This window comes from Microcoleus sp. T3_D1, assembly GCF_036700405.1.
Taxonomy (GTDB): Bacteria; Cyanobacteriota; Cyanobacteriia; order Cyanobacteriales; family Microcoleaceae; genus Microcoleus.
The window spans coordinates 21,596-48,201 of record NZ_JAUBOV010000059.1; the positions used below are offsets into that span (position 1 = coordinate 21,596).

Below are 26,606 nucleotides of genomic sequence, written 5' to 3' on the forward strand. Positions count from 1 at the left end.
ACCCATAATCCCTCCTCGTTGACTCTCAGAGCAAACAAGCAAAAGCAAATGCCGAGGAGAAAGTCAATCACAAAGTTTTATTAAGCTATTCGACTTCAGCCCATACTTAAAAGTTATTCGGCAAAACACTAGCAATATTTTGCCCCAAAGTCAAGGGCAGCCTCAAAAAAAATCAGCAAGCCGATCGCCAAAACCAGCTCGAATTCCCGCAATATATAATAAAAATAACCGGGTAATTTTCACAGAGAGAAACCTATGGCTCCGAATCCCACCATTATGCAAGCCGTCGAACAACTTGGCTACCGCGTTACGGTTGGAGACGTGGCGGCAAAAGCTGGATTAGATGTCAATTTTGCCCAGCGAGAACTGTTAACCCTCGCCTCCGAAGCAGGTGGCAACCTGCAAGTAGCAGAATCCGGCGACATTGCCTACCTATTTCCCAAGAACTTTCGAGATATTTTGCGAAACAAATTCTTGCGCTTGCAGTTGCAGGAATGGTGGCAAAAAATCTGGCGGGTTTTATTTTACCTGATTCGGATATCTTTTGGCATAGTGCTGGTAGCTTCCATCCTCTTAATTTTTGTTGCTATCACTATTTTAATCTCCAGTTTACTCTCCAGCAGCGACAGCAATAACGGGGGAGGAGGAGACGGTGGCGGCGGGGGCGGCAGAGGCGGCAGCTTTTCCTTTTTTCCCTACTTCTGGAACGATTTAGTCTGGATATTTTACTGGAACCATGACCAACCATACTACCAGCAGCGATCGCGCTTAACTGGCCAAAAACCCGAGATGAGTTTTCTGGAAGCAGTTTTCTCCTTTCTCTTTGGAGACGGCAATCCCAATCACAATCTAGAAGAGCGCAAGTGGAGCGATATTGCCGCCGCAATTCGCAACAACCGAGGCGCCGTCGCCGCCGAACAAATTGCTCCATATCTAGACAATCTCGGACAAGGATACACCCGAGAATACGAAGAATATATGCTACCGGCTCTCGCCCGTTTTGACGGCCGCCCCGAAGTCAGTCCCGAAGGGCAAATAGTCTACCATTTTCCGCAATTGCAAACCACAGCCACCGAGAGAAATTCTGAACCAGTAGCAGCTTATTTGCGAGAAATGCTGTGGCGTTTCAGCAACGCCAGTTCCGGCCAAATCATGCTCGCAGCAGGGTTAGGAGCCGTCAATCTTGTCGGTGCGTTAGTTTTGGGGAATCTATTAACTAATAGTGCGCTCGTAGGTGAATTTATCGGTTTCGTCAGCGCTGTTTATCCCATGCTCCTAATTTACGGCGTCGGATTTCTCGCAATTCCTTTAATTCGCTACTTCTGGATTCAGTGGAAAAATAGCCGGATAGAAGCCCGCAATCAAGAGCGTCAGCAGCGAGCAATGTTATTAAACGAACCTGATGACAGCTTGCTCAAAAAACTGGCCTACGCCCGAAAATTTGCAGCAGAAAACGTTCTGACTGGAGAAGACTTAGCTTATACAACAGAAACAGAATTAACCCAACAAGAACTAGAACAGTCAGCCAAAATAGATGCCGAATGGCAGCGCAGGCTCGATCGATCCGAAAACTTGTAATACTAATGAAAAAAACCGTTGTTTGTTGTTAAGTTAGGTTGCTAAAATTTTGCACCATTTTCAAGAATAGACAGGATGCCTGTTCCACAATAAAATATCTTTGTTGGGGAACGGGCTTTGATCTCATTGCTAATAATTGTGGGAAATATCAAATTTTATTGATCTCATAATTTTTCCTACTCTAATTTTTATTAAATAAGCTTAGGGCGTTTAAAAATTAAACAATTTTGGTCATACTTCGAGTCATGATCCAGAGCCACAAGTTCCCATCCTTCCTCCCCCAAATGATTGACAAATAGATGCAGCGAGCCTTGTTTCCAATCTCGCTGTTCTTCACCGTTTACATATAAACTAATCAGCTTGTTTCCAAAAGGATACATATTCGCATCCACAAATAAATACTCCCACTTTTGCATAGCAATCCTTAATGTAGTTAGTCATTAGTCATTAGTCATTAGTCATTAGTCATTAGTCATTAAGCTGTTGTGCATTTAAATAGAATGTCAAAAAACAATCTAATTCTTGTGGGGTGGGCGTCTCGCCCGCCCTGAATATGCAATTTAAATGCGTGACAGCTTAGTCATTAGTCATTAGTCATTAGTCATTAGTCATTAGTCATTAGTCATTAGTCATTAGTCATTAGTCATTCCCAATTCCCAATTTCCAATACTTCGGCTACGCGGTTTCTGGCCTGCCACTACGCGGTTCCCGAGCGTAGTCGAAGGGCCGTACAAGTTCCCAATTCCTTGTATTCAGGACACGGAAGTCAGAGATACAGGAATAGTTGTTTTTCCGTTCTTCCTTCTTCCTTCTTCCTTCTTCCTTCTTCCTTCTTCCTTCTTCCTGACATCCGTTACATCCGTTACATAATCCGTTGCCGAACTTCTTTTTTGCCCACTCCCAGCAGTTACTGGACTGCAATTCTAGCCAAAGTAGCACCTCGGTAATAGTGCAGCAAAATCTGCTGGTAGCCGTATCCCTGCCTGGCCAAATTGTATGCCCCCCACTGACTCATTCCTACAGCATGGCCGAAACCTTTGCCAGCAACTTGAAAACCGGTAGGAGCTTGGCCGCTGTTCCCTGGGTTCCGGCCGCCTCCGTACTGAGGAATCACGGTAAAGCGGGTACTCCTCAAATTTAGAACCCGGCGTAAATCTGCGCCAGTCATGACCCTAGAACCGCCATCTCCAACTACTTTCATCTTCAAAACGCTGCCGTGAGCGGTAGTGCGTTCTGGCTTCATCGAGATCACATTACCCACGCCAGAAATCCTATTGCTGATTTGAGCCCGGGAAAAATTTTCTTTCCATTGGTAAACCGGGGCCCCTTGGTCGAAGTCAGGAACAGCACGCAGGTAAGGCAGAGGTTCCGTCCAAACATCCTCGACATTTTCAGTATGTCCCCCAGAGGCAGAGTGGAAAGCGGCTAAAATAATCTGACCGTTGTAGGCCAGAACTTGACCGGCGGTTGCATCGACTGCGGAATAAGTGCCAGAAGATTCTGTTTGCAGTCCTTTGTAAACTTGGGAATACTGAGTGCTGTCCACGTCGTAAAGGTCGGTTTCGCTTTTGAGGCGCTGGTGGATAGCGTAGGAACGGGCGGCGACTGCTTGGGCTTTCAAAGCCTCTTGAGGCCAATTGCCACTCATCTCGGCGCCGAGAACGCTGTAGAGATATTGTTCGATATCGACGTAGTTGATGGCAGTCAAGCCTCCTTTTTGGGGAACTAGAAGCGTGCGTCCCCGATACCAACGATCGCCAATCCAGACATAACCGTTCCCCGTCGGCTCGATCCAAACTTGGTTGGCGGCCCAGCGACCGATCGCCACTGTTCCCGATCGAAATTGAGCCGACTGAGAACTGTTTGCCGGCAGTTCGCCCAAATTGCGCCCGCTACCGTCGCGGATTGCAGCCTTTGTAGAACTGCCGATTTTTATCTGACTTGCCCCGTCTTGTACCGCAACTCGCAAGATCAGCGCGGCCTGTGCTGGGGCTACCATTACCAGCCAAAACAACAGCGAAATCCAAAAGTAGCGTTTTTTTAATGTCGAAAAAACGGAACCCAAAAATACTCCTGACTGCATTTGAAAATTTTCCTCCTGTGCTGTATGAGTTTAAGAATTTTTAAGGGAAGGGAAGGCAAGGGAAAAAGGAAGGGGAACGGAAGAAAGAAAACGTTAGAATTGGGTTTGGCACTCTGTGCGCTTGTCGAAAATGATTTTAGCAACTAGATGTTCGCAGGAACAGCGATTTATCCCGGTTCCTGGCTGCGACTATTTCCTGTATGTCGGATCAGCCGCACTCTGGATATATGTAACATATTTTTTCAGACTTAATTGAGGTGATTTGACTCTTGCAGATTACATTTCTCGGAACTAGCTCCGGCGTACCCACGCGATCGCGCAACGTTTCCAGCATCGCCCTCCGCTTGCCCCAGCGAGCGGAACTCTGGCTGTTTGACTGCGGCGAAGGAACTCAGCACCAGTTTCTCCGCAGCGATCTCAAAGTCAGCCAACTGAGCCGCATTTTCATCACTCACCTGCACGGCGACCATATTTTCGGCTTAATGGGTTTGCTGGCTAGCTGCGGTTTGGCGGGGAATGTCAAGCGCATCGATCTTTACGGGCCTCCGGGACTTGAAGAATATTTGCAAGCTGGCGTTCGCTATTCTCAAACTCATTTTTCTTACCCGGTTAAGGTACACAAAATTCACGAGGGAGTCATCTATGAAGATGACGAATATATTGTTAGCTGCGGCCCTTTGAAGCACAGAGTTACTGCTTTTGGTTATCGAGTAACTGAGAAAGATCGTGCGGGACATTTTGATGTAGAAAAAGCGAAGGCTGCGGGCATTCCTTCCGGGCCAATTTACGGCGAGTTAAAACAAGGAAAGACGGTAAAGTTAGAGGACGGGCGACAGTTTAAAGGTACTGATTTTTGTGGCCCGGATCAAGTCGGGCGGAAGTTTGTTTACTGTACCGACACGGTTTTTTGTGACGGGGCGGTGGAATTGGCGAAGGATGCTGATTTGTTGGTTCATGAAGCTACTTTTGCTCATCAAGATGCTCAAATGGCCTTCGATCGCCTGCATTCAACTTCGACAATGGCGGCTCAAGTGGCTTTGATCGCTGGGGCGAAACAGTTAATTATGACGCATTTTAGCCCGCGTTACGCTCCCGGAAATGCGATCGTCCTGGATGATTTGCTCAAGGAAGCGCAGGCAATTTTTCCGAATACGAAAATGGCCTATGACTTTTTGACTTACGAAGTGCCCAGGCCTGTTTAAAACTAGGATTAATCTGGCCTGAGATGTGAGAGCATTTTCAATAAGGGCGATCGTCGGGGCGGGCTCTTCGGCCCAACCCCTACTCCCCACAAAAACATTAATCTCTTGTGGAACAGGCATCTTGCCTGTTGCTAAAATTAATCCAACAAAAACATTGATTTCTTGTGGAACAGGCATCTTGCCTGTTGCTGAAATTAATCCAACAAACACATTAATCTATTGTGGAACAGGCATCTTGCCTGTTATGCTCTGCAATTGTCAATAAGCGCCGATACCTGAGTGGCGATCGCTACCCACCTTCACCAACTTCAATCTAAAATCTAAAATCTAAAATCCAAAATCGAGCGATCGACCGCAGCGACGGCCCAGGAGGGTCAATGGTTGCTACAATCGGGGAGGGTATATGTTGTGGCTAACACTACAGCCCGTAACCCTGAAAGCTAATAGCTAAATTATTAAAAATCTGCCTCTCCTGCCATGTTTAAAAATCTGCTAGGCGATCCCAACGCGCGCAAACTGAGAAAATTTCAGCCTTGGGTAGCTGATATCAATATTTTGGAAGAAGACTTCCGCGCACTCTCAGACGACGGCCTCAGAGGCAAAACAGCGGAGTTTAAAGAACGTCTGGCAAAAGCTAAATCTCTCAACGAAGAGAAAGAGATCCTAGACGAAATCTTGCCCGAGGCTTTTGCAGTGGTGCGGGAAGCGGGACAACGGGTTTTAGGAATGCGCCACTTTGATGTCCAACTCCTCGGCGGCATTATCCTGCACAAAGGCCAAATTGCCGAAATGAAAACCGGTGAAGGCAAAACTCTGGTGGCGACGCTGCCGGCTTACCTCAACGCCCTCAACGGTAAAGGCGTACACATCATCACCGTCAACGATTATCTCGCAAGACGGGACGCGGAATGGATGGGACAAGTGCACCGCTTCCTGGGATTGACTGTGGGACTGATTCAGCAGGGCATGGATCAGGTGGAACGAAAGAAAAATTATAGCTGCGATATTACCTACGCCACGAACAGCGAAGTCGGCTTTGATTATTTGCGCGACAACATGGCTACTGTCATGGAAGATGTAGTGCAGCGTCCTTTTAATTTCTGCGTGATTGACGAGGTTGACTCGGTGCTGATTGATGAAGCACGGACGCCTTTAATTATTTCCGGCCAGGTGGAACGCCCCAGTGAGAAGTATATACGGGCGGCTGAGGTAGCTGCGGCTCTGAGAAAGGAAAATGAAGAACATTACGAGGTTGACGAAAAGGCTCGGAATGTGCTATTGACCGATGAAGGCTTTGGTGAAGCTGAGCGGTTGTTGGGCGTTACGGATTTGTACGACCCGGCTGACCCTTGGGCGCATTACATTTTTAATGCGATTAAGGCCAAGGAATTGTTTATTAAGGATATTAACTACATCGTCACTCCCGATCGCGAAGTCGTGATTGTGGATGAGTTTACCGGCCGGGTGATGCCGGGACGGCGCTGGAGTGACGGTTTGCACCAGGCGATCGAAGCCAAGGAACGGGCGGAAATTCAGCCGGAAACTCAGACGCTGGCGACGATTACTTATCAGAATTTCTTTTTGCTTTATCCGAAGCTGTCGGGGATGACTGGGACGGCGAAGACTGAAGAGACCGAGTTTGAGAAGATTTACAAACTGGAAGTGACGCTGATTCCCACTAACCGGATTACCAGCCGCACAGACCTTTCGGATATGGTTTACAAGGCGGAGGCTGGGAAGTGGAATGCTATCTCCCAAGAATGCGCGGAAATGCACGAGGTGGGTCGGCCGGTGCTGGTGGGCACGACAAGCGTAGAAAAGTCGGAGTTGCTGTCGCGGCTGCTGCTGGAGAGGAAAATTCCTCACAATTTGCTTAATGCTAAACCGGAAAATGTGGAGCGGGAATCTGAAATTATCGCTCAAGCCGGACGCAAGGGTGCTGTGACGATCGCCACAAACATGGCGGGACGCGGTACTGATATTATTTTGGGCGGTAATTCTGAGTACATGGCGCGCCTGAAGTTGCGGGAGTATTTTATGCCCCGGATCGTGCAACCCGAAGATGACGACGGGTTTTCACTGGTGCAAGTGCCTGGTATGGGTGGCCGCCCCGCACCTCAAGGTTTTGATCCGACTAAGAAAAAGGTAAAGTCTTGGAAAGCTTCGGCGCAGATTTTCCCGACGCAGCTATCGAAAAATGCCGAACAAATGCTCGTGGCGGCGGTGGAATTGGCGGTGAAGGAGTACGGCGCGCGATCGCTCACGGAATTGCAAGCCGATGATATCGTGGCTATAGCTTCGGAAAAAGCGCCGACAAAAGACCCGGTAATTCAAAAATTGCGGGAAGCTTACAATTTAACTCGCAGCGAATACGATGCTTTTACCAGCACCGAACACGATGAAGTCGTGCAGTTGGGAGGCTTGCACGTCATCGGTACCGAACGCCACGAATCGCGCCGGATCGACAATCAGTTGCGCGGTCGGGCGGGACGCCAAGGAGACCCGGGTTCAACGCGGTTTTTCTTGAGTTTGGAAGACAATTTGCTCAGGATTTTCGGCGGCGAACGGGTGGCCGGTTTGATGAAGGCTTTCGGTGTTGAGGAAGATATGCCGATCGAATCGGGAATGCTGACTCGTTCCCTCGAAGGCGCTCAGAAAAAAGTCGAAACCTACTATTACGATATCCGCAAGCAGGTATTTGAATACGACGAAGTGATGAACAATCAGCGTCGAGCAATCTATGCCGAACGTCGCCGAGTATTGGAAGGTTTGGACTCCAAAGAACAGGTAATTAGGTATGCCGAACAGACGATGGACGACATCGTGGGAGCATACATCAATCCCGATTTACCTTCGGAAGAATGGGAACTCGACAAACTTGTTAGCAAGGTGAAGGAATTTGTTTATCTGCTGGCTGACATGACACCGGATCAGCTAGAAGATTTGTCCGTTGAGGAAATTAAAACTTTCTTGCACGAACAAGTCCGCAACGCTTACGACATGAAAGAAGCGGAAGTTAATGCAATCCGAGCTGAATTGATGCGAGATGCGGAACGGTTCTTTATTTTGCAGCAAATTGATACTTTGTGGCGGGAACACTTGCAACAAATGGATGCTTTGCGCGAGTCTGTAGGGCTGCGCGGTTACGGGCAGAAAGACCCGTTAATCGAGTACAAAACTGAAGGTTACGAGCTGTTTTTGGACATGATGACGGATATCCGCCGCAATGTGGTTTATTCGCTGTTCCAGTTCCAGCCGCAGCCGGCAATGCAAGTTTCGCCAGAGATGGTTTGAAAATAGTTAACAGTTGACAGTTGACTGTTGACTGTTGACTGCAACTTCCAGGCTCTTTCTGGAAGTTGCAGATTTGAGATTAAAGCCAATCTTCTTGATCGCTTTTTTGTTTCCTGTAAACTTCACCTTTAGTGTGAATTTTACGGGTTTGTTCATAAAGAGTTTCTTCGGTATGATTCCATTTTTGCAGGACTTTTTTTAAGTCTGATTGAATATCTCTAGCGCCGGGAAAGCCTCGGTAGCGAATTATTAATCTTGCTAATTCCGATAAATTGTAGTCGGTTGCTTCTCCTGCTAATAAAGTATTGACACTGGCTCGATCGCGCTTGTATTGCGGATGCTGCTGATCTTGAGTTTTTTCTACTGAATCCATACTATTTATATTTCCCAATCATATCAAATCCGTTGACATCGGAATCATTATCCCTCTCTCTTCTCTTTCTCTGTGTCCTCTGTGCCCTCTGTGGTTTAATATTCCGATATAACCGGAATTGATATCATTTGAAAATGATGCTACAAGCAACCGCCACCCCAAAGCGCGGACATAAATAACTATCATGAATAGAGCCTTCAATCCGCGCTTCATAAACGGTTTGATTCGGGTATCATAACAGTCAACTGTCAACTGTCAACTGTCAACTGTCAACTGTTCAGTCATCCCCAGAAATTTTTGTGTTTGTTCCGTAATACCAAATAGTCGATCGCCGTGACAAAAGATTTCCCAGGCGCGAATTCCCATAAAACCAATACCTGCAACTGCTAAGGGCATCGCGGCGGCACCTAAAAGCGCAGCAATGGGGGGAAATATCATGCACAGTGTTAACAGAATGCCAGTAATAACACCGCCAGCAATGCCAGCTTTGGCGGTGGCGGTGGCGACTTGTTCGACTAACTCTGACTGGGTAATTTTGCCTTCAACGCACAATAGCGAGTTTTCTAAGATAGAAAATATTAACTCAATTACTGCTGCGGCGATCGCCCCTTTCATTGCAGCCCCCACGATTTCCGCAACTGCTGCTTTAAACGCTGCATCCGCTAAAACTTGCTTAGCGACTGCTAATTCGGCAGCAGTCATGTCTGTACCACCGCGAGCACGATTCACCCAAAAATATTCAAAAATCCCGTTAGCAGCTTCGCTTGGGCCTCCATTGACGTGTGCTTGGATGTGACTCCAATCTTTATCTTGACAGAAGTTGCGAATTGCTTCTGGGCCTTGGGCACGAATTTGGGCGGGTATTGATTCAAATACTTTTGCTGCTTCTTGAATATCTCGCATTCCGTCACGCACCCCAGCCCTAGCAAATTTGGATTGCAGATTTCTTGGTAGGTTCTCAAAACGGATGTTATGTGCTATTTTAAAAGCTTCTTGAGTCGCGATCGCCCCGGCACTAACCATTGAACTTGGCGCTGATTGTACCCACGCCGTTAATACAGTTGCACTTTCATCAAATTTTGCATCAATTTGGTTGCCTAAGTTTTGGATATCTGCAACAGTTTCTCGTACTTTAGCCGTTAGCAATTCCAGCGGATTCGGGTTAATTTCCATGTCGATCCAGCTTGCATCGTGAATGATTGAATTATTCCGACTATAACATTACTCTTCAGTAAGTGTTATTTTCTACTGAATTGCTTCTTGCTTCTAACTCCGGCTGTAAATTTAGAGCTTTTTTTTGATAAAATAAACCTTCATTGATTCGACCTTGCTCTTCCAAACTTTTGCCTAAATTCCAATAAGCGACGGCTAAATCTGGTTGAATAACGATAGATTTTTGATAGTAAGTTATGGCGTCATCGAGCTGACCTTGTTTGTAAAACATACTGCCCAAGTTAACATAGGCTTCGACAAAATTAGGATCGAATTCGATCGCCTTGGAGTAGGCGCGAATTGCCGCGTCTATTTTGCCTTGGGCTTGCAGGATATTCCCTATAGTTTTGTAGGCGACTGCGAAATTGGATTGCTGGCGAAGTGCTTGGTAACAGGAGGCTATCGCCTCTACATATTTCTGTTGCGTATAATAAATTTCTGCTATCTTGTTGAGTGCGATCGGACTATCCGCTTGAATGGCTAGTAATTTTTGATATTGAGCGATCGCCTCCTCAAGCTTTCCTGATTTCTGAAGGCTATCGCCCGCTGACAAATACTGCTCTGCTAACTCGGAATTTGCGGTCATAGATTTTATTTTAACAGCCGAAACTACTTTACCACAAGAGTTAGTTAGCAACTGCCTTTTCTAGGGATATTCTGACTATTTGAGATTTTAAATTTGTTTTTGTACCAACATAGGACTTACGCAATCATTCCAGGTATGGGGGCAACCACGGGGGGTTTGCCCCTACAAAACACTATATCGGGCAACCACGGGGGGTTTGCCCCTACAAAACACTATCTATTGAGGCTGTGCGTAATTCCTGGAACAGTTCAAACAGTTTTTGATTACCAACCGTAGAATAGAGGTTTTAGGGAACCCCGATTAAAGCAAGATAAAAGCCAGCAAAGTCCTGGACGCACTCTTGACCATCTGAAACCCGGTGGCTGACTATATTTCTCGTTCCTGTTAGGAATGAGAATTAAATAACTTCCACAAGTTTGTGGGATGGGCGTCCCGCCCGTCCAAAAAGGACGGGCGGGACGCCCATCCCACAATAACAATTAAAATTGTAAGTTATTTAATTCGCGATCCTTAGCAAAACTCATAGGAACCGGGTTTCTCGCCACCCCATGCGTCAGCCTTGAAACTGTCGGAAGTGTTGATAGATAAATTAACTGAATGTTCGATCGCCCTAGCTGTTCAAAAATCGATCGAACGGGCGATCGAAAAAATTAAGGAGACAGTCGCCACACCTTAATCGTGTGGTCAAAACTGCCACTGATCAGAGTTTTGTCTTGAGGATTAAAAGCCAAATCCACCCAGGTAGAATGACCCTTCAGCGTGCCCACCGTGTCGGCGGGACTCATCTGCCACCGCTCGCCGGGACTCATCCGCCACAGCTTAATAGTGCCGCTCAAATCGGCGCTGGCAAGCTTGTCTCCGTCGGGACTGAAAGCCAAGGACTTAACCTTGTCGGAATGGCCGATTAAAGTCCGTAGCAGAGAACCGTTGGGCTGCCCGGAGTGATTATTGGGGCTGATATCCCACAGCTTCACCGTCTTGTCCCAACTACCGCTGGCGAGAGTTTGACCGTCCGGGCTGATGGCCAGAGACCAAACCGCCTCGGAATGACCCCAAAGAGTTTCTTTAAATTCCCCAGTCTGCCAGTTCCACAGGTTGATCTTACCGTCGCTGCTGCCGATCGCCAAAGTTTCTCGATCGGGACTGAAAGCCACCGACTGCACCTCGTCAAAAACCCCCTTGAGAGTTTCCAACTCTGCCCCGCCTTCGACTTGCCACAACTTCAAAGTTTTGTCCTTACCGACACTGGCCACGGCCTGGCTATCGGGACTAAAAACCACCGAGAACACGCCGTTTTGGTGTCCGTCCAAAGTCCGAATTAACTTGCCCGAATAGAAACTCCACAATTTAATCGTACCGTCAACGCCACCGCTGGCGATCGTCCTGCCGTCGGGACTGACAGCCACCGACCACACGGGCCCCAAATGCCCTGCTAAAACCTTGAGCAGCTTGCCGTGACGCTTGTGCAGCAGGTGAATTGTACCGTCGTTATTCCCGCTGACTATCACGCGGCCGTGGGGAGCGACTGCTACCGCCCAAACCGGGTTTTTGTGTTGATCCGCCAGAGTCCGTACAGCAGGCCCTGACGGCGATGCCTCACCCCTGAAATTCTGCATCGGGGGCGGATTGAACCGAATTTCGGGAATGCTAGAAGCAGGCTCACCAGAAGTGAAAGCCTGCGGTGCAGGAGATGGCAAGCGAGAACCTAGCACTACGGACAGCAGGGCAACCGCAGTTGCTCCCCACATGGCCAAAGTCCACTTGGGTTTGCTGAGAATCACGTCTACCGGTGCCGGGCCGTATTTCATGTCTGTGAGAATTGCCTCGGTCGATCGATAGCGTTTTGATGGTTCTCGCTGCACCATTTTATCCAGAATGCGGCCGAGTCTCGCCGAAACTGGTACTTTCAAATAATGTCTCCAGGCCCAACTTTCGGCTTTGATGTCAAACAAATCAAAGGGCGACATTCCCGTTAACAAGTGAATGCAAGTGACGCCCAAACTGTAGATGTCGCTGCTCTTAATCGCTTGGCCTTTAATTTGTTCCGGGGCGGCGTATTCCGCAGAACCTGTCACCGTTTCTGTTTTGAGCGGCCCGCTGTTTGCCGGAATTGCCGCGCCGAAATCGACTAAAACTAGCCCAGAGGCACTTTCCTGAGACACTCCATGTAAATCCTCTTTCCCTGCCAAAGCTGGGGATGCTTGGGGAGTTTTCCGGTGAATAATATTGGACGGTTTGATATCTCCGTGAATCAGTTGATTTTCGTGAACAAATTGCAGGACTGGCAACAATTCGCTCAGCAGATACCAAATTTGAATTTCTTTAACAACACCTTTTTCTGAAAGCCGATCGGCTAAATTGCGGCCTTCGATGTATTCTTGCACTAAATACTGGCAGCCTTCGAGTTCAAAAGATGCCAGCAGTTTCGGTATTTGCGGATGTTTCCCCAACTCGTCGAGAACTGAGGCCCAGCCGCGAAATGTCCGGTTTAGGGGGTTTTGACCGTCCGCTGTGCCTGCGGGCGCGCAGAACTGTTGAATGACGCAACGGGGTTGCGAAGGTTGGTCTTCATCGACGGCTAAGAAGGTGCGGCAAGTGAGACTTTGACCGAGGGTGTGAAAGACTCGGTAGCGGCCTTTTAGCAGCAAGTTCGACTCGCAACTTTTGCAGACTGTCGCGCGATCGAGATTTTGGGGATTCTGGCAATGGGGATTGGTGCAGTAACTCATTTGTCTTTCCGCTGGAGACCCCCGTCCGACATGGTTGCTGGTGGGGGAGGAAAGCGGGGCGGTGCGTGCCGCTTCCTGTGGACAAATTAAATAATTGGAATCTTTGCTTGATCATAATTGTTTCCCAGATTTTCGCCACAATTGCTGCGGTCGATCGCGCGTAAATAATTGCTGACTTTCCTGCGAGCGAGGTTTAATAGGTCGAGCATACGGGCGGGATCTCCTGCCCAACCCCTACTCCCCACAAGAAAATCATTCTTCGCTTCACAGGCCGGAAAGCCTGTTCTTTAGGATGGTGCAATATCTCAGTTGTTACCGAATTAAGCTATACTGTCATTGCGAATACTTGCCGTGCGATCGCACCAAATCAATCGGGAGAGCTTGCCAAATATCCGAGATTCTTTGTTCTATGGAGTGAATCTAAAAGTTCAAATTTCCCATGTAGAATCGACTAACCGATTAAAACTTAGGCAATTTTTTCCCAAGTAACTACTAACTTTTAACTATTACTTATGCCGTTAATTCGCGTACCCAAACCTTGGGAAATTCTCGAACCCCAAATTACCCCAGAAACAGCCTTTCTCAACCGCCGCCGGTTCATGACAAATTTAATTGGCGCCGGCGTGACTGCTTCCCTGCTGCCGCTGACTGGCTGCCAAAGCAATGCTAGCTCAAAAACTGCTCTGGATCAAAGCTCAACCCAAGCATATTCGGAATTGAGCCGGAATCCCGACTTTGCGAAAGTCGATCGAGCGATTACCGACCAAGCCTTAGCTACAAAATACAACAATTTTTACGAATACGGCGGCACAAAATCTATTTGGCAAGCCGCTCAAGCTTTGCCAACAGAAAACTGGAAAGTAGAAGTAGGCGGTTTAGTAAAAAATCCCCGCACTTATGATATTGACGACCTCAACAAAAAATTTCCTATCGAAGAACGAGTTTATCGATTTCGCTGTGTAGAAGCCTGGGCGATGGTAGTTCCGTGGGTCGGATTTCCCATGAAATTACTGATGGCTGATGTCGAACCGCAATCGAAAGCTAAATTCGTTCGCTTCACCTCATTTTACGACCCCAAAATTACTCCCGGCCCCGGTTTGATGTCGCAATTTTATCCTTGGCCTTATACCGAAGGCCTGCGAATTGAAGAAATGGCGAACGATTTAGCATTTTTCGCCACAGGCTTGTATGGCCGAAGGCTACCAAAACAAAATGGTGCGCCGCTGCGGCAAGTGATTCCTTGGAAATACGGTTTTAAGGGCGCAAAGTCGATCGTCAAAATTGAATTTGTCGAACAGCAGCCCGCCACTTTTTGGAATACAATCGGCCCCAACGAATACGCTTTTGAAGCAAATGTGGAACCCGACAAGCCGCACCCCAGATGGTCGCAGGCCAGCGAACGCATAGTCGGCCCCGGTAACAGTTGGTCGTGGGAAACTCGCCCAACTTTGCCCTACAACGGTTACGGCGAATATGTGGCGAGTTTGTACAGTTAATTGACGGATTTCCCCTCGTTTCTAGGCTCAGCCTAGGAACGCAGATCCGGAGGCTCTGCCTCCCTATTTGTGCGAGGCAGAGCCTCGGATTCAGGCATTCCCAGGCAGATCCTGGGAACGAGAAAAGGGAAATATGAAATGTGCGATCGCAGTTTAGCATTTCCCTTTTTACCAGTTGCTGAAATTCCCGGTTTCATCGAACAAAGCAGAACAGTCGGACAGCGTGCTGCTGTGCGTTTGTTTCGGCAAAGAATTAGAGAAATTTTGCCAAATTAAAAATAACACTTACATCTCTCCTTACTCTTTCTCTGTGCCCTCTGCGCCCTCTGCGGTAAAAAAACTCTTTATTGTTCGCAAAACTCTGCAACCCTCCGCCAAACTCGATCGCACAAATCGGGTATGCTAACATCGAACCATTCAATTTCAGGATAGGCTCGAAACCATGTCCGCTGACGCTTCGCAAATTGCCGCGTGTGCAAAATTGTTAATTCTTTAGCTTCTTCCAGCTTAATGTCGCCAGCCAAATATTGTTTCATTTCCTGATAGCCCAGCGTGTTCAAAAGTGGCAAATCGCAGCCGTATTTTTTACACAAATATTCTACTTCAGCTATCCAACCGCGTTCTAGCATTTGTTCGGTGCGCTGTTTGATCCGATCGACCAAAACATCGATCGCGCAATCCAACCCAATTTGTAAAATAGGATAATTGGGAGGATTTTCGCCCTGCTGTTCGGAGATAGGGCGACCGGTCGCATAAAATACTTCCAGTGCTCTTAAAGTTCTTACTGGGTCATTGAGGTGAATTTTCTCAGCGGCAGAGCGATCGACTTGCTGCAACATCGCGTAACATTGAGATTGTCCGAGTTCTGCTAGTTGCGATCGCAATTCGGGCATCGGTGCTACCCTCGGAATTTTCAAACCTTTGACTACAGACTTAATATATAAGCCCGTCCCTCCCACCAACAACAGAGGAGAATCAACAGCAGCAATTAAATTTTGAGCTTGTTGCTGGTAGTCTGCGAGTGTTAGAGTTTCTGTCGGATCGCAGATGTCAATTAAGTGATGGGGTACACAAGTGCGATCGACCGCCGTCGGTTTTGCCGTTCCGATGTCAAATTCGCGGTACACTTGACGGGAGTCCGCACTGAGGATCGAGGATTGTAGTCGCCCCGCCAAAGCCAATGCCACTCCCGACTTCCCCGTCGCCGTCGCCCCACAAATCGTAATTAATCTAGGCATAGCTTACTTCCTTGCGGGCGATCGCACCCAAACTCCTCTAGCTGACAACAAACACTCCTCCCCGATCCAAGCCATCCATCCCCTCAATAAATTTCCCTTCAGAAGGCCCTAGCATCGCCATTAACCGTTTTGTGTTATAACTTTAGAAGTTTTATCATTTTAAAAGCTTTTGGGGCTTTAGACCTCATTATTGGAGGTATTGTTGTATGACTGGCAGCTACAGCGCCGACCAAATTCAAGTTCTCGAAGACCACGAAGCAGTTCGGAAACGACCGGGAATGTACATCGGTTCGATCGGCCCGCGAGGACTGCACCATCTAGTTTACGAGGTTGCGGACAATTCGATCGACGAAGCGCTGGCCGGTTACTGCACTCGCATCGAAGTTGACCTCAACGCTGACGGTTCTGTTACCGTGACAGATAACGGCCGGGGAATTCCCACTGAGATTCATTCCAAAACTGGCAAATCATTCTTGGAAACAGTTTTCACAGTTATCCACTTTGCCGGCCGGCGCGACAGCCACGACGGCTACAAGGTTTCAGGAGGTCTCCACGGAGTTGGGGTAGCAATTGTCAATGCTTTGTCTCAATGGTTGCAGGTAACTGTTTGGCGCGAGGGGCAAATTTACAGCCAGCGTTTTGACAAAGGCGTCGCTGTTACGCCGCTGACAGCTAAACTGAGTCCCGAAAACCGCATGGGTACGTCGATTTGTTTCAAACCAGATGTGGAGATTTTTAAGAATGGCATTGAGTTCGATCGCACCACTCTTGCCCTTCATCTGCGGCCGCTTGCTTATCTCAATCCCGGTTTGACAATTCTTTTGACTGACAACCGCTTGCAACTGCTAGGCAGCAGTAATCCCTGCATCGAAACCTACTGCTTCCCTGGTGGCATCCGGGAATATGTCGCCTACCTAAACTCTGATGTGGAAACGCTGCACAAAGATATTATTTACATTCAGGGCGATCGCGACGGCATACAAGTAGAAATAGCCTTTCAGTGGCACGTTCCGAGGCAAAATAAGTCCTGGGGCCGACTGTTAGGTTTTGCCAACTGCGTCGAGAACATTGACCGCGGCACATACTTTAACACCTTCCAATTGACGACTCGGCGCACGGTAAGCGCGATCGCCCGCAATCTGGGCAAGCTTAAAGATACAGATAAAATTTTGGATTGGTCTGGGGTTTTAGAGGCAGGCTTCACCGGTATTATTGCCCTGAAAGTACCGAATCCCGAATTTGAAGGCCCGACGAAAAATCGGCTAGCCAACCCCGAAGTACAAGAAATCGTTAAATCTTTGGTGGAAAATGGATTGATGGAGTATCTGGCAGCCCGTCCCGAAGTCGCAGGGGCGATCGTCCAACGGGCGATCGAGGCCCGCGACGCAGTGGCGGCCGCACGCCAAGCGCTAGCAGTTCGGAGACACCAGAAGAGGTACAAAACAATTATTGGCAAGCGCCGACAACCGGGCGATCGCACTTCTCAACCTTCCGGCTAACAGCCCCGCCACCAAATGTCAATAGCTCCCCAAGTAAAACTACTATGCCGGGTACGTCCCCCCGATAAATTTCCCTTCAGAAAGCCCTAGCATCGCCTTTAACGGTTTTGTGCTATAATTTTAGGAGTTTTCCCATTTTAGAAGCTTTTGGGGCTTTAGGCCTCATTATTGGAGCTATTTTTGTATGACCAGCAGCTACAGCGCCGACCAGATTCAAGTTCTCGAAGGTCTCGAAGCAGTCCGTAAACGACCGGGGATGTACATCGGTACCACCGGCCCGCGAGGACTCCACCATCTAGTTTACGAGGTTGTGGACAATTCCATAGATGAGGCGCTGGCTGGCCACTGCACTCACATCGAGATTGACATCAACGCCGACGGTTCCGTTACCGTGACAGACGACGGCCGAGGTATTCCCACCGGCATCGTTGCCAAGACTGGCAAATCGGGAATAGAAACAGTAATGACTGTACTTCACGCCGGCGGTAAATTTGGCGGTGGTGGCTACAAGGTTTCTGGAGGATTGCACGGTGTAGGTATTTCTGTTGTTAACGCGCTGTCCGAGTGGGTAGAAGTGACAGTTTGGCGCGACCAAAAAGAACATTTACAGCGCTACGAAAGAGGCAATCCAGTTACGGAACTTACTGCCAAGCCCAACAAAGGCACTCGCACCGGCACTTCAGTTTCTTTCTTGCCAGATACTCAAATATTTAGCACTGGCATTGAATTTGATTACACTACACTCGCGGGGCGCTTGCGAGAATTGGGTTACTTGAATGCGGGCGTGAGAATTACGTTTAGCGACCACCGTTTGGAACTGCTCAAAAGTAGCGAACCGCGTGTCGAAACTTACTGTTATGAGGGCGGAATCAAGGAATATATCGCCTACATGAACCGCGAAAAGCAGCCTCTGCACGAAGAAGTGATTTACGTGCAAGGCGAACGCAATAACGTGCAGATAGAAGTGGCTTTGCAGTGGTGCGTTGATGCTTTTAGCGACAATGTTCTCGGTTTTGCTAACAACATTCGGACGATCGACGGTGGCACGCACTTAGAAGGTTTGAAGGCTGTTTTGACGCGGACGATGAATTCGATCGCCCGCAAGCGCAACAAAATCAAAGAAAACGAGCCCAACCTCGCCGGCGAAAACGTTCGCGAAGGTTTGACAGCAGTGATTTCTGTCAAAGTCCCAGACCCGGAATTTGAAGGCCAAACTAAAACTAAGCTAGGAAATACAGAAGTTCGGGGAATTGTCGATTCCTTGGTAGGCGAAGTATTGACAGAATATTTAGAGTTTCGCCCCCAAGTAGCCGACGCTATTTTGGAAAAAGCAATTCAGGCATTTAAGGCTGCTGAAGCAGCCCGTCGTGCCCGCGATTTAGTCCGCCGCAAATCAGTCTTAGAATCGTCTCCTTTGCCTGGAAAATTAGCGGACTGTAGCTCCAGAGACCCCGCCCTGTCTGAGATATACCTCGTCGAGGGGGATTCCGCGGGGGGCTGTTTTTTTTCATTTCAGGAAATAAAATTAGCTGACGGTACGACAAAAACTATCAAACAGATAGTTGACGAACAAGCAGAAGGTAAAGAACACTTTTGCTACACCATTCGCGAGAGTGGAAACATCGGGTTTGAGCGAATAACTAATGCTCGGATGACTAAAGCAAATGCTGAAGTTGTCAAATTGACATTAGACAATGGGGAGACAATAACTTGCACTCCCGACCATCCATTCATGTTGCGGGATGGCACTTACAAAGCAGCGGCCATGCTGACACCGGAAGATTCATTAATGCCGTTCCACTGCAAGTTGTCGGAAAAAACCAAACAGGGTCAGGGACTTAACGGTTACGAAATGGTTTGGAATCCCAACAGTGATAAGTGGATTTACACCCATCTTTTAGCGGATTTCTACAACCTGAAACACGGCGTTTATCTCGCATCTGACGGCAATCACCGCCATCACGTTGACTTTAACAAACTCAACAACAATCCGACAAATATTCAGCGATTGCCTGCTGAGGATCACTTGGCTCTTCACCGCGCGAACCTTGAGAAAACCTTGCACAGGCCCGATGTCATTGAAAAGAGCCGTCAAGCTCACATGACCGATGAATTTCGGGCGATGATGAAAGAGCGGATGCGGCAGCCCGAAACGCGACAAATTCTTTCGGAACAGGCGAAAGCTCAGTGGGAAGATGAAGAGTATAAAGCTTACATGATGAGCAAGTGGCGGGAGTTTTACGATAGTGATGAAACTTATCGCCAGCAAAATAATGAAATGCTCAACCAAGCGCAGCAAGAGTATTGGAGTAGTGAAGAAAACCGTTTGGCTCAGTCGGAACGGGTGAGTAATCATTTTGCTAACAATCCTGAAGCACGGGAGACTCATTCTCAACTTGCTAAAGAACAGTGGCAAGATGAGAATTTGTTGGAGTGGCGGCGCGAAAAAACTAAGGAACAGTGGACGCCGGAGTTTCGCCAGAAACGTAAAGAAGCTTTGAAGGAAACTTATTACCGCCAGACGCTGGAAGCTTTGAAGACAGTCCACCTGAAAGAAGGTTGGATGAATGTAGATGCTTACAATCTTTATCGCCGCATGAAGGGTGATAAGACTTTGTTGAAGTTTGAGACGTTTTGCGATCGCTACTTTAATGGTGATGAAGTATATGCTCGCCAAGCGGTTCGGAATTACAACCACCGCGTTGTGTCGATCGAACATTTGGAGGAGCGGTACGATGTCTACGACATCGAAGTGCCCAACAGTCACAACTTTGCATTAGGGGCGGGAATTTTCGTGCACAACAGTGCCAAACAAGGGCGCGATCGCCAATTCCAAGCAATCCTGCCTTTGCGCGGTAAAATTCTCAACATTGAGAAAACCGACGACGCCAAAATCTACAAAAATAACGAAATTCAATCGTTAATTACAGCCCTGGGTTTGGGCATCAAAGGCGAAGAATTCGATCCGGGTCAATTGCGGTACCACCACATCGTAATTATGACTGACGCTGACGTGGATGGTGCCCACATCCGCACGCTGTTGCTGACTTTCTTCTACCGCTATCAGCGGGCACTTGTAGAACAAGGTTACATCTATATTGCTTGTCCTCCTCTCTATAAAGTGGAACGGGGACGCAATCATTACTACTGTTACAGCGATCGCGAAATGAACAATCTCATCCGCAATGAATTTCCGGCGAATGCTAATTACACCATTCAGCGGTTCAAAGGTTTGGGGGAAATGATGCCGACACAGTTGTGGGATACAACGATGAACCCAGAAACTCGGACGCTGAAACGGGTGGAAATTGAAGACGCTGCTGAGGCCGATCGCATCTTTACGATCTTAATGGGCGATCGTGTCGCCCCCCGCCGCGAATTCATCGAAACCTACGGCCCCAAACTCAACCTCCTCGACTTGGACATCTAAGTTAGTCAGTAGCTAACAGTCGATGAGGAACCACTAACGACTAAACTTTTTCAGCAGTTTGAACCCTTGTGCCTCGGAAGGCACAAGGGTTTCTGCCGTTTGAGGTCGGTAGATTTTGTTATAAAAATTAATACAATCTCTCATCAAATCGATCTAAGGTAAACACTTAGGTAAATTTTAGATTTTTGGCGCATCCATCAGCTACCACAAAAATAGAAGGTTGGACACATATAGCATGAGCATCAATTTAGCGACCAAATTGCGTGAGGGAACCAAAAAGTCCCACACAATGGCAGAAAACGTCGGTTTTGTCAAGTGTTTTTTAAAAGGCGTTGTAGAAAAAACTTCTTACCGGAAGTTAGTAGGAAACCTCTACTTTGTCTACTCGGCAATGGAAGAGGAAATGGAACGCCAAAAGCAGCATCCGGTTGTTTCAAAAATTTACTTTTCTGAGTTGAATCGCAAACACAGCTTAGAGCAAGATTTATTTTACTACTACGGTGCGAATTGGCGCGAACAAGTAGCCCCCTCAGCCGCAGCTAAAGCTTATGTGGAGCGAATTCGCGAGATTTCGGCGACCGCACCGGAACTGTTAGTAGCTCACTCTTACACTCGCTACCTTGGCGATTTATCCGGCGGACAAATCCTGAAGGGAATTGCCCAGCGCGGGATGAATCTTTCCGACGGAGAAGGCACTGCTTTCTATGAATTCCAGGATATTCCTGATGAAAAAGAATTCAAGGGTAACTACCGTCAGGCAATGAATGAACTGCCGATTGACGAAGCAACAGCAGAGCGAATTGTTGACGAAGCTAATGCAGCTTTTGGCATGAACATGAAGATGTTTATGGAGTTAGAAGGCAATTTGATTAAAGCTGTCGGTCAGATGCTTTTCAATACCCTGACACGGAAGCGCGGTGGTGCTAGTACCGAATTGGCTACTGCTGATTGAGTTAAAGCTCAGTGCAGATAATTTGAGCCTCGTTTAAGAGGAAAAACTTAAATCCTGGGGGTTTGATGGCTGCTTTTACAGTCACCAAATCTCCGGGATTTTGCATGGTGTTTGAATTGCGGGCGATCGACTTTTTAACTCATATCGTTTCCGGTTGTATCGGAATGATTTAACCGCAGAGGGCGCAGAGAACGCAGAGGGAGAGAATACAGAGAGGAATAATTCCGATGCTACCGGATTTGATATCACAACTCAACACTATCACCTTCCCACGCCGCGATCGGGAGGCTCCTCGTCCGGGACAGGCAAAGAACTGGGCCTTACTTGCCGCTCTAAATACTTGCTCAAAGCGTAAGCGATATCCCCACGAGTCATCGGCTTCAAAGGATTAATCTTATTAGTTGCGATATCAATATTAACAAACCCTTCATAAAGTGCAGTAGCTATAGACTTTCTAGCCCAATTAGGAATTTCGCCTGCATCTGGATACTTAGCTAAAATTTCGGAAATGCTGGGTTCGGGAAACTGAAAAACCCCGTAAGCCTGAGCAAAAATCGCCAAAGCTTCAGCGCGAGTCACCCTTTGATTTGGGAAAAACATTCCGTCGCGATATCCACTCATCGTTCCCGTTTTCAAAGCAGTTTGAATCGCACTGTAAGCCCAGTAACTCTTCGGTACGTCCGGCAATTCCCTATCCGGTTTCTGAGCGGTTTTCCGGCGTTCCAAACCAAAAGTTTTCACTAAAATCACCGCCAAATCGGCGCGACTGACAAGGCCATCAGCATTAAAATTACCACTAGCATCTTTATTCATCAATCCGGCACTCACAACCCGATCGATCGGGTCAATTATTTGTTGAGATTGAACCGCCATTGGGACTCCTTGCATTAGCGCGATCGCCAAAAAAATACTCACTAACTTTTTCACGATTTTAATCCTTTCTGTCGCTAAAACCATCATGAAAACAGCAGTAATATTTTTTCTGGTTCCATCAGTATTATTCTGTGGTTTCGGCGGTGCGCGAGATTTGGGGATTATATATTAAAATCAAACATTTGCTTCCGGCAAAGCGCCCTGCATTTTACCCAACCAATCAATCAAATTATCCAATTGCTTTTGGGCCGTCAAAACCGCCATACCCCGAATAGTAACCTTCCCCTTGCTGTAGACAAAACGAGAGCGCAAATGTTCCGGCAAATTAGCCTTGAGCAAATTCCAAGCAGGCTCTTCCATCGCAGTTTCCAAAACTATGTTCTGCTTATTCTCCGGCTTAATCCGAGAAAAACCGATTTTTTTAGCGATTTGTTTGAGTTCAACCACACGGATAAGCTGCTGGGCTGGCAGAGGAATTGGCCCATAGCGATCGCACCAATCAACCTGAATCTGCTGTAATTCTTCAGGCGTATTAGCAGAAGCCACAGACCGGTAAGCGCTCATCTTTTGATCCAAATCTGCGATGTAATCGGCAGGAATAAACGCCGTCAAAGTTAGGTCAATTTGCGCGTCCTCCACTTTCGGAATTTCCTGACCCTTAATTTCCCGAATAGCCTCCTCTAACATTTCAGCATACAAATCAAAACCGATCGCCTCCATTTGACCAGATTGTTCAGTACCCAAAACATCACCCGAACCGCGAATTTCCATATCTCGGACAGCCAACTGATAGCCCGAACCCAACTGCGCGAACTCTTGAATTGCCCGCAGCCTCTGCCTTGCAGCATCAGACAGCTTATTCTGCTTGGGATAAAACAGCCAAGCATGAGCTTGAATCCCCGCGCGTCCCACCCGTCCCCGCAACTGGTAAAGCTGACCCAAACCAAACTTCTGCGCGTCTTCAATTAAAATAGTATTGACTCGCGGAATATCCAAACCCGACTCAATAATCGTCGTACACACCAAAATATCGAAATCTGCCGCACTGAAAGTCAGCATGATTGATTCTAGTTCCGACGCCTCCATTTGACCGTGGGCGATCGCAATTCTGGCAGACGGAACCATCTCCTGCAACTGAACGGCCAACTCATCAATCCCCTCAATCCGCGGCACCACGTAAAAAACCTGACCGCCCCTGTCCAATTCTTGACGAATTGCCGATCGCACCACTTCCGGGTTATAGGGAGCCAAATGCGTCTGAATCGGGCGCCTGGAAGGAGGCGGAGTCGAAATCAAACTCATCTCGCGAATCCCCGACAGCGACATATACAAAGTCCGGGGAATCGGCGTTGCTGTCAGAGTCAGAACATCTACCTCTGTTTTGAGAGCTTTAATCGCTTCCTTTTGCTTAACCCCAAACCGCTGTTCTTCATCCACCACCAACAAGCCCAAATCCCGAAATTTAATCGCCTTGCTCAAAACAGCTTGAGTACCGACAATCACATCTAATTCCCCAGTCGCCAAACGCTTGTGAATCTCCCGGCGCTCGGTTTCAGTGCGAAAGCGATTGAGCAAACCAACTTCGATCGGATAAGGGGAAAAACGCTCCGAGAGCGTGTGATAGTGCTGTTGGGTCAAAATCGTCGTCGGAGCGAGCAAAGCCACCTGCTTGCCCGCCGTAACCGCCTTAAAAATCGCTCTCAGAGCCACTTCTGTCTTACCAAAACCGACATCGCCACAGACCAAGCGATCCATCGGTCGATCGCCCTCCATGTCGCGTTTCACATCCTGAGTTGCCTTCAACTGATCCGGGGTTGGCTGGTAAGGAAAAGAATCCTCTAATTCTTGTTGCCAAGGCATATCAGGAGGAAAAGCGTAACCTGTTTGTTTAGCTCTTTTAGCATAAAGATTGAGCAAATCCACTGCCAATTTCTTAACAGCTTTGCGAACCTTTGTCTTAGTTTTTTCCCAAGTTTGACCTGTCAGCTTGTTTAGATCCGGTACTTTATCGCCTACAGTCCGAAACCTCGACAAAGCGCCCAATTGATCTGCCGCCACCCTCAGAGTACCGTCAGCGTATTGTATCAGCAAATATTCGCGAGTTTCCCGATCGAGCGTCAAACGTTCCAACTTGATAAACTTGCCCACTCCGTGCTGGCGGTGAACCACATAATCACCTGGGCTTAATTTATTCGGGTCTACTTGCTTAGAAGCAGCGCGGCGGCGCTTGCGGACGTAGCTAAAAGTAGCGAGAGAATGCTGACCGTAAAATTCCCGATCGGTAATTAAAACAATCCGAAAAGTCGGCAGAATAAAACCTTCCAATTCTGCCAGCCCGCTGTACTTCAAAGCAACCGGAACGTGCTGCAATTGCAACTTGTCGATCGCCAAAAAATCGCGCGGATTCACCACAAACTGAGCCGGACAGTCGTGTTCCGACAGCAGAGAAACCGATCGACTCGGTTGAGCCGAAACTAGAAAAATGGTAAAACCCCGATCGCGCTCTTCCCTGAGCATTTGAGACAGCTTCGCAAATTGGTGAGGCATCACCGGCACAGGCCGAGAAGCCAAATTAATCGCAGACGGTAGCTGGTCACTCTCCCCAGAGCTTTGAAATTTTTTAGCCGTAGAATCTTCGGCTAATTCAGAAAGTTCTAGCCTCTCGAAAGCTGCGACATCTGCCATAGATTCAGCAAAAGTGCGGTGAATTTTCGGAACTTTCAAATGAGAAATTGGCAACTTTTCTGTTCCCGCATCCGCAACAACAGATTCCCGATCGCAATTTTTCCACTGTTGCTCTGCATTCTCAAACCAGCGGTCGCTGTGACCTTCGCAGCCTTGCGGTTCGTCAACAACAACTAAAGTATTTTCTGGCAAATAATCCAACAAAGATGCGGGTTGCTCGAAAGCTAAACCCAACAACCTGCGGACAAATTTTTCCGCTTCATTTTCGGGTTCATTTTCTGTGTCAACAGAGCCTAGGTGGTTGATTTCGTCAACCTTTTTTTCAGATAAAACTGCTTTAATAATTGTGTTAAAATTAGTAGGAGTTAACACCAACCGATCGACCTTATCGAGCGATCGCTGCGAAGACGGGTCAAACTCCCGAATTTGCTCCAAATCATCTCCGAACCATTCCAGCCGCACTGGCAACTCCGCCGCTACCGGAAATACATCGACAATATCGCCCCGGCGACTCCACTGGCCCTCCATTTCCACCAGAGTCACTCGATCGTACCCCATCGACACGAGTTGGCGGTCAAGTATCTTCGAGTCTTGAACCGCACCTCGCTTCAGCGTCAGACAGTAGGGTTCAAAAGCAGCAGGCGGCGGCAAGTGAGACTGGAGAGCTCTTTCGGTAGCTACAATCGCGATCGGCTTAGAATTAGCGTTTGTTTCTCGTTTCTCGACCAAATCCGCCAGCACCTGCATTTGTCCCCAAGTCATTTCGTTCTCGTCGGAGTAAGATAGCTCGTAGGGCGAAGCCTCGGAAGTTGGGTAAAAATGCACACTCTGCCAGCCCATAGCCTCCAGCCCTGCCACCCAACGGCCGGCTTCTTCTAGAGTTGCTGTCACTACCAGTAAACTCCGCCCTTCTTGCTGTGCGAGGGCGGAAGCTACTAAACCTTTGGGCAACCGGGCGATGCCGTTGAGTTGCAAGCAGCGATGGCGCTTGAGCTTGTTGAGGAGTTCTGTTGCTAGGGGCGATCGCCCCAGGGTACGAATTATTGAAGAGAAAGTCATGCGCTTTTAATTTTAATCCCCGATCGGCGAAGGCTCTTTCCCTTTGCCTGTTAAGGAGATTGTACGACAAACATCCACGATCGTGCCGATCGGCTGTTGAGGTCTTGGAGCTTAACTGGAGATAGATTTCTGCTTTAATATGTCGATCCTGCGATCGCGATCGAGCCCTGGACGTTAATCTAGTGACAGGTTTAGAAAAAATTTCGATTTTGCGATCGAGATTCGCAGCTTCCAGACCTCTCCTGTCAGAAACCTCAGCCTAAAGGCGTGAGGCTTGAAAGAGAAATCTAACAGGCCATTCTGACCAGACTAAGCTT

General features: G+C 47.9%; 17 protein-coding genes. 8 read left to right on the forward strand and 9 right to left on the reverse strand.

The genetic code is table 11. The features are described from left to right. Positions 1-255 precede the first annotated feature (255 nt). Positions 256-1,578 (forward strand): hypothetical protein, encoded by a 1,323-nt coding sequence (locus QT992_RS23275; protein WP_333342295.1) that lies wholly within the window; start codon positions 256-258, stop codon positions 1,576-1,578. Between the two features lie 191 nt (positions 1,579-1,769). Here the strand turns inward: QT992_RS23275 and QT992_RS23280 are convergent, their stop codons facing one another. Further along, positions 1,770-1,994, reverse strand: a complete 225-nt coding sequence (locus QT992_RS23280) for a hypothetical protein (RefSeq protein ID WP_015174403.1) — start codon at positions 1,992-1,994, stop codon at positions 1,770-1,772. A gap of 491 nt (positions 1,995-2,485) precedes the next feature. Further along, positions 2,486-3,661 (reverse strand): SpoIID/LytB domain-containing protein, encoded by a 1,176-nt coding sequence (locus tag QT992_RS23285; RefSeq protein ID WP_333342293.1) that lies wholly within the window; start codon positions 3,659-3,661, stop codon positions 2,486-2,488. 269 nt (positions 3,662-3,930) lie between these two features. Between QT992_RS23285 and QT992_RS23290 the strand changes: the two genes are divergently transcribed. Further along, positions 3,931-4,863 (forward strand): ribonuclease Z, encoded by a 933-nt coding sequence (locus QT992_RS23290; protein ID WP_333108095.1) that lies wholly within the window; start codon positions 3,931-3,933, stop codon positions 4,861-4,863. A gap of 477 nt (positions 4,864-5,340) precedes the next feature. Next, complete coding sequence (gene secA / locus QT992_RS23295) at positions 5,341-8,157, forward strand: preprotein translocase subunit SecA (RefSeq protein WP_333321959.1); 2,817 nt, start codon at positions 5,341-5,343, stop codon at positions 8,155-8,157. Positions 8,158-8,236: 79 nt separating this feature from the next. On the opposite strand, the gene QT992_RS23300 is transcribed toward secA, so the two are convergent. From QT992_RS23300 to QT992_RS23315, 4 genes are all read right to left on the reverse strand, one after another. Then, positions 8,237-8,530, reverse strand: coding sequence for a DUF3288 family protein (locus QT992_RS23300; protein ID WP_190739603.1), 294 nt, complete (start codon positions 8,528-8,530; stop codon positions 8,237-8,239). Between the two features lie 255 nt (positions 8,531-8,785). Beyond that, positions 8,786-9,703, reverse strand: coding sequence for a hypothetical protein (locus tag QT992_RS23305; RefSeq protein WP_333321960.1), 918 nt, complete (start codon positions 9,701-9,703; stop codon positions 8,786-8,788). A 55-nt stretch (positions 9,704-9,758) separates the two neighbouring features. Next, the gene (locus QT992_RS23310; RefSeq protein ID WP_333342291.1) at positions 9,759-10,328 is read right to left on the reverse strand and encodes a tetratricopeptide repeat protein; all 570 of its coding nucleotides are present in this window, start codon (positions 10,326-10,328) and stop codon (positions 9,759-9,761) included. Positions 10,329-10,978: 650 nt separating this feature from the next. Further along, entirely contained in the window at positions 10,979-13,057 is a 2,079-nt protein-coding gene (locus QT992_RS23315; protein ID WP_333377815.1) for a serine/threonine-protein kinase, read from the reverse strand. 512 nt (positions 13,058-13,569) lie between these two features. Here QT992_RS23315 and msrP point away from each other — a divergent pair. Next, positions 13,570-14,553: a protein-methionine-sulfoxide reductase catalytic subunit MsrP gene (msrP, locus tag QT992_RS23320; protein WP_333317131.1), complete on the forward strand. Its 984-nt coding sequence runs from the start codon at positions 13,570-13,572 to the stop codon at positions 14,551-14,553. 138 nt (positions 14,554-14,691) lie between these two features. After that, positions 14,692-14,829 (forward strand): hypothetical protein, encoded by a 138-nt coding sequence (locus tag QT992_RS23325; RefSeq protein WP_333053602.1) that lies wholly within the window; start codon positions 14,692-14,694, stop codon positions 14,827-14,829. A 68-nt stretch (positions 14,830-14,897) separates the two neighbouring features. Here QT992_RS23325 and miaA read toward each other — a convergent pair whose 3' ends face one another. Continuing rightward, complete coding sequence (gene miaA, locus QT992_RS23330; RefSeq protein WP_333317129.1) at positions 14,898-15,791, reverse strand: tRNA (adenosine(37)-N6)-dimethylallyltransferase MiaA; 894 nt, start codon at positions 15,789-15,791, stop codon at positions 14,898-14,900. Positions 15,792-15,997: 206 nt separating this feature from the next. On the opposite strand from miaA, the gene QT992_RS23335 reads away from it, so the two are divergent. The 3 genes from QT992_RS23335 (at position 15,998) to QT992_RS23345 (ending at position 21,672) form a co-directional block, all read left to right on the forward strand. Next, complete coding sequence (locus QT992_RS23335) at positions 15,998-17,290, forward strand: ATP-binding protein (protein WP_333317127.1); 1,293 nt, start codon at positions 15,998-16,000, stop codon at positions 17,288-17,290. 184 nt (positions 17,291-17,474) lie between these two features. Then, positions 17,475-20,720 (forward strand): DNA topoisomerase (ATP-hydrolyzing) subunit B, encoded by a 3,246-nt coding sequence (gene gyrB / locus QT992_RS23340; protein ID WP_333342262.1) that lies wholly within the window; start codon positions 17,475-17,477, stop codon positions 20,718-20,720. A gap of 235 nt (positions 20,721-20,955) precedes the next feature. Beyond that, a complete protein-coding gene (locus tag QT992_RS23345; protein WP_333108776.1) occupies positions 20,956-21,672 on the forward strand; it encodes a heme oxygenase (biliverdin-producing) in 717 nt (238 codons plus the stop codon). A gap of 261 nt (positions 21,673-21,933) precedes the next feature. Here QT992_RS23345 and QT992_RS23350 read toward each other — a convergent pair whose 3' ends face one another. Then, positions 21,934-22,587 (reverse strand): S-layer homology domain-containing protein, encoded by a 654-nt coding sequence (locus QT992_RS23350; RefSeq protein ID WP_333317123.1) that lies wholly within the window; start codon positions 22,585-22,587, stop codon positions 21,934-21,936. Between the two features lie 132 nt (positions 22,588-22,719). Next, entirely contained in the window at positions 22,720-26,289 is a 3,570-nt protein-coding gene (mfd, locus tag QT992_RS23355; protein WP_333342264.1) for a transcription-repair coupling factor, read from the reverse strand. Positions 26,290-26,606: the final 317 nt, after the last annotated feature.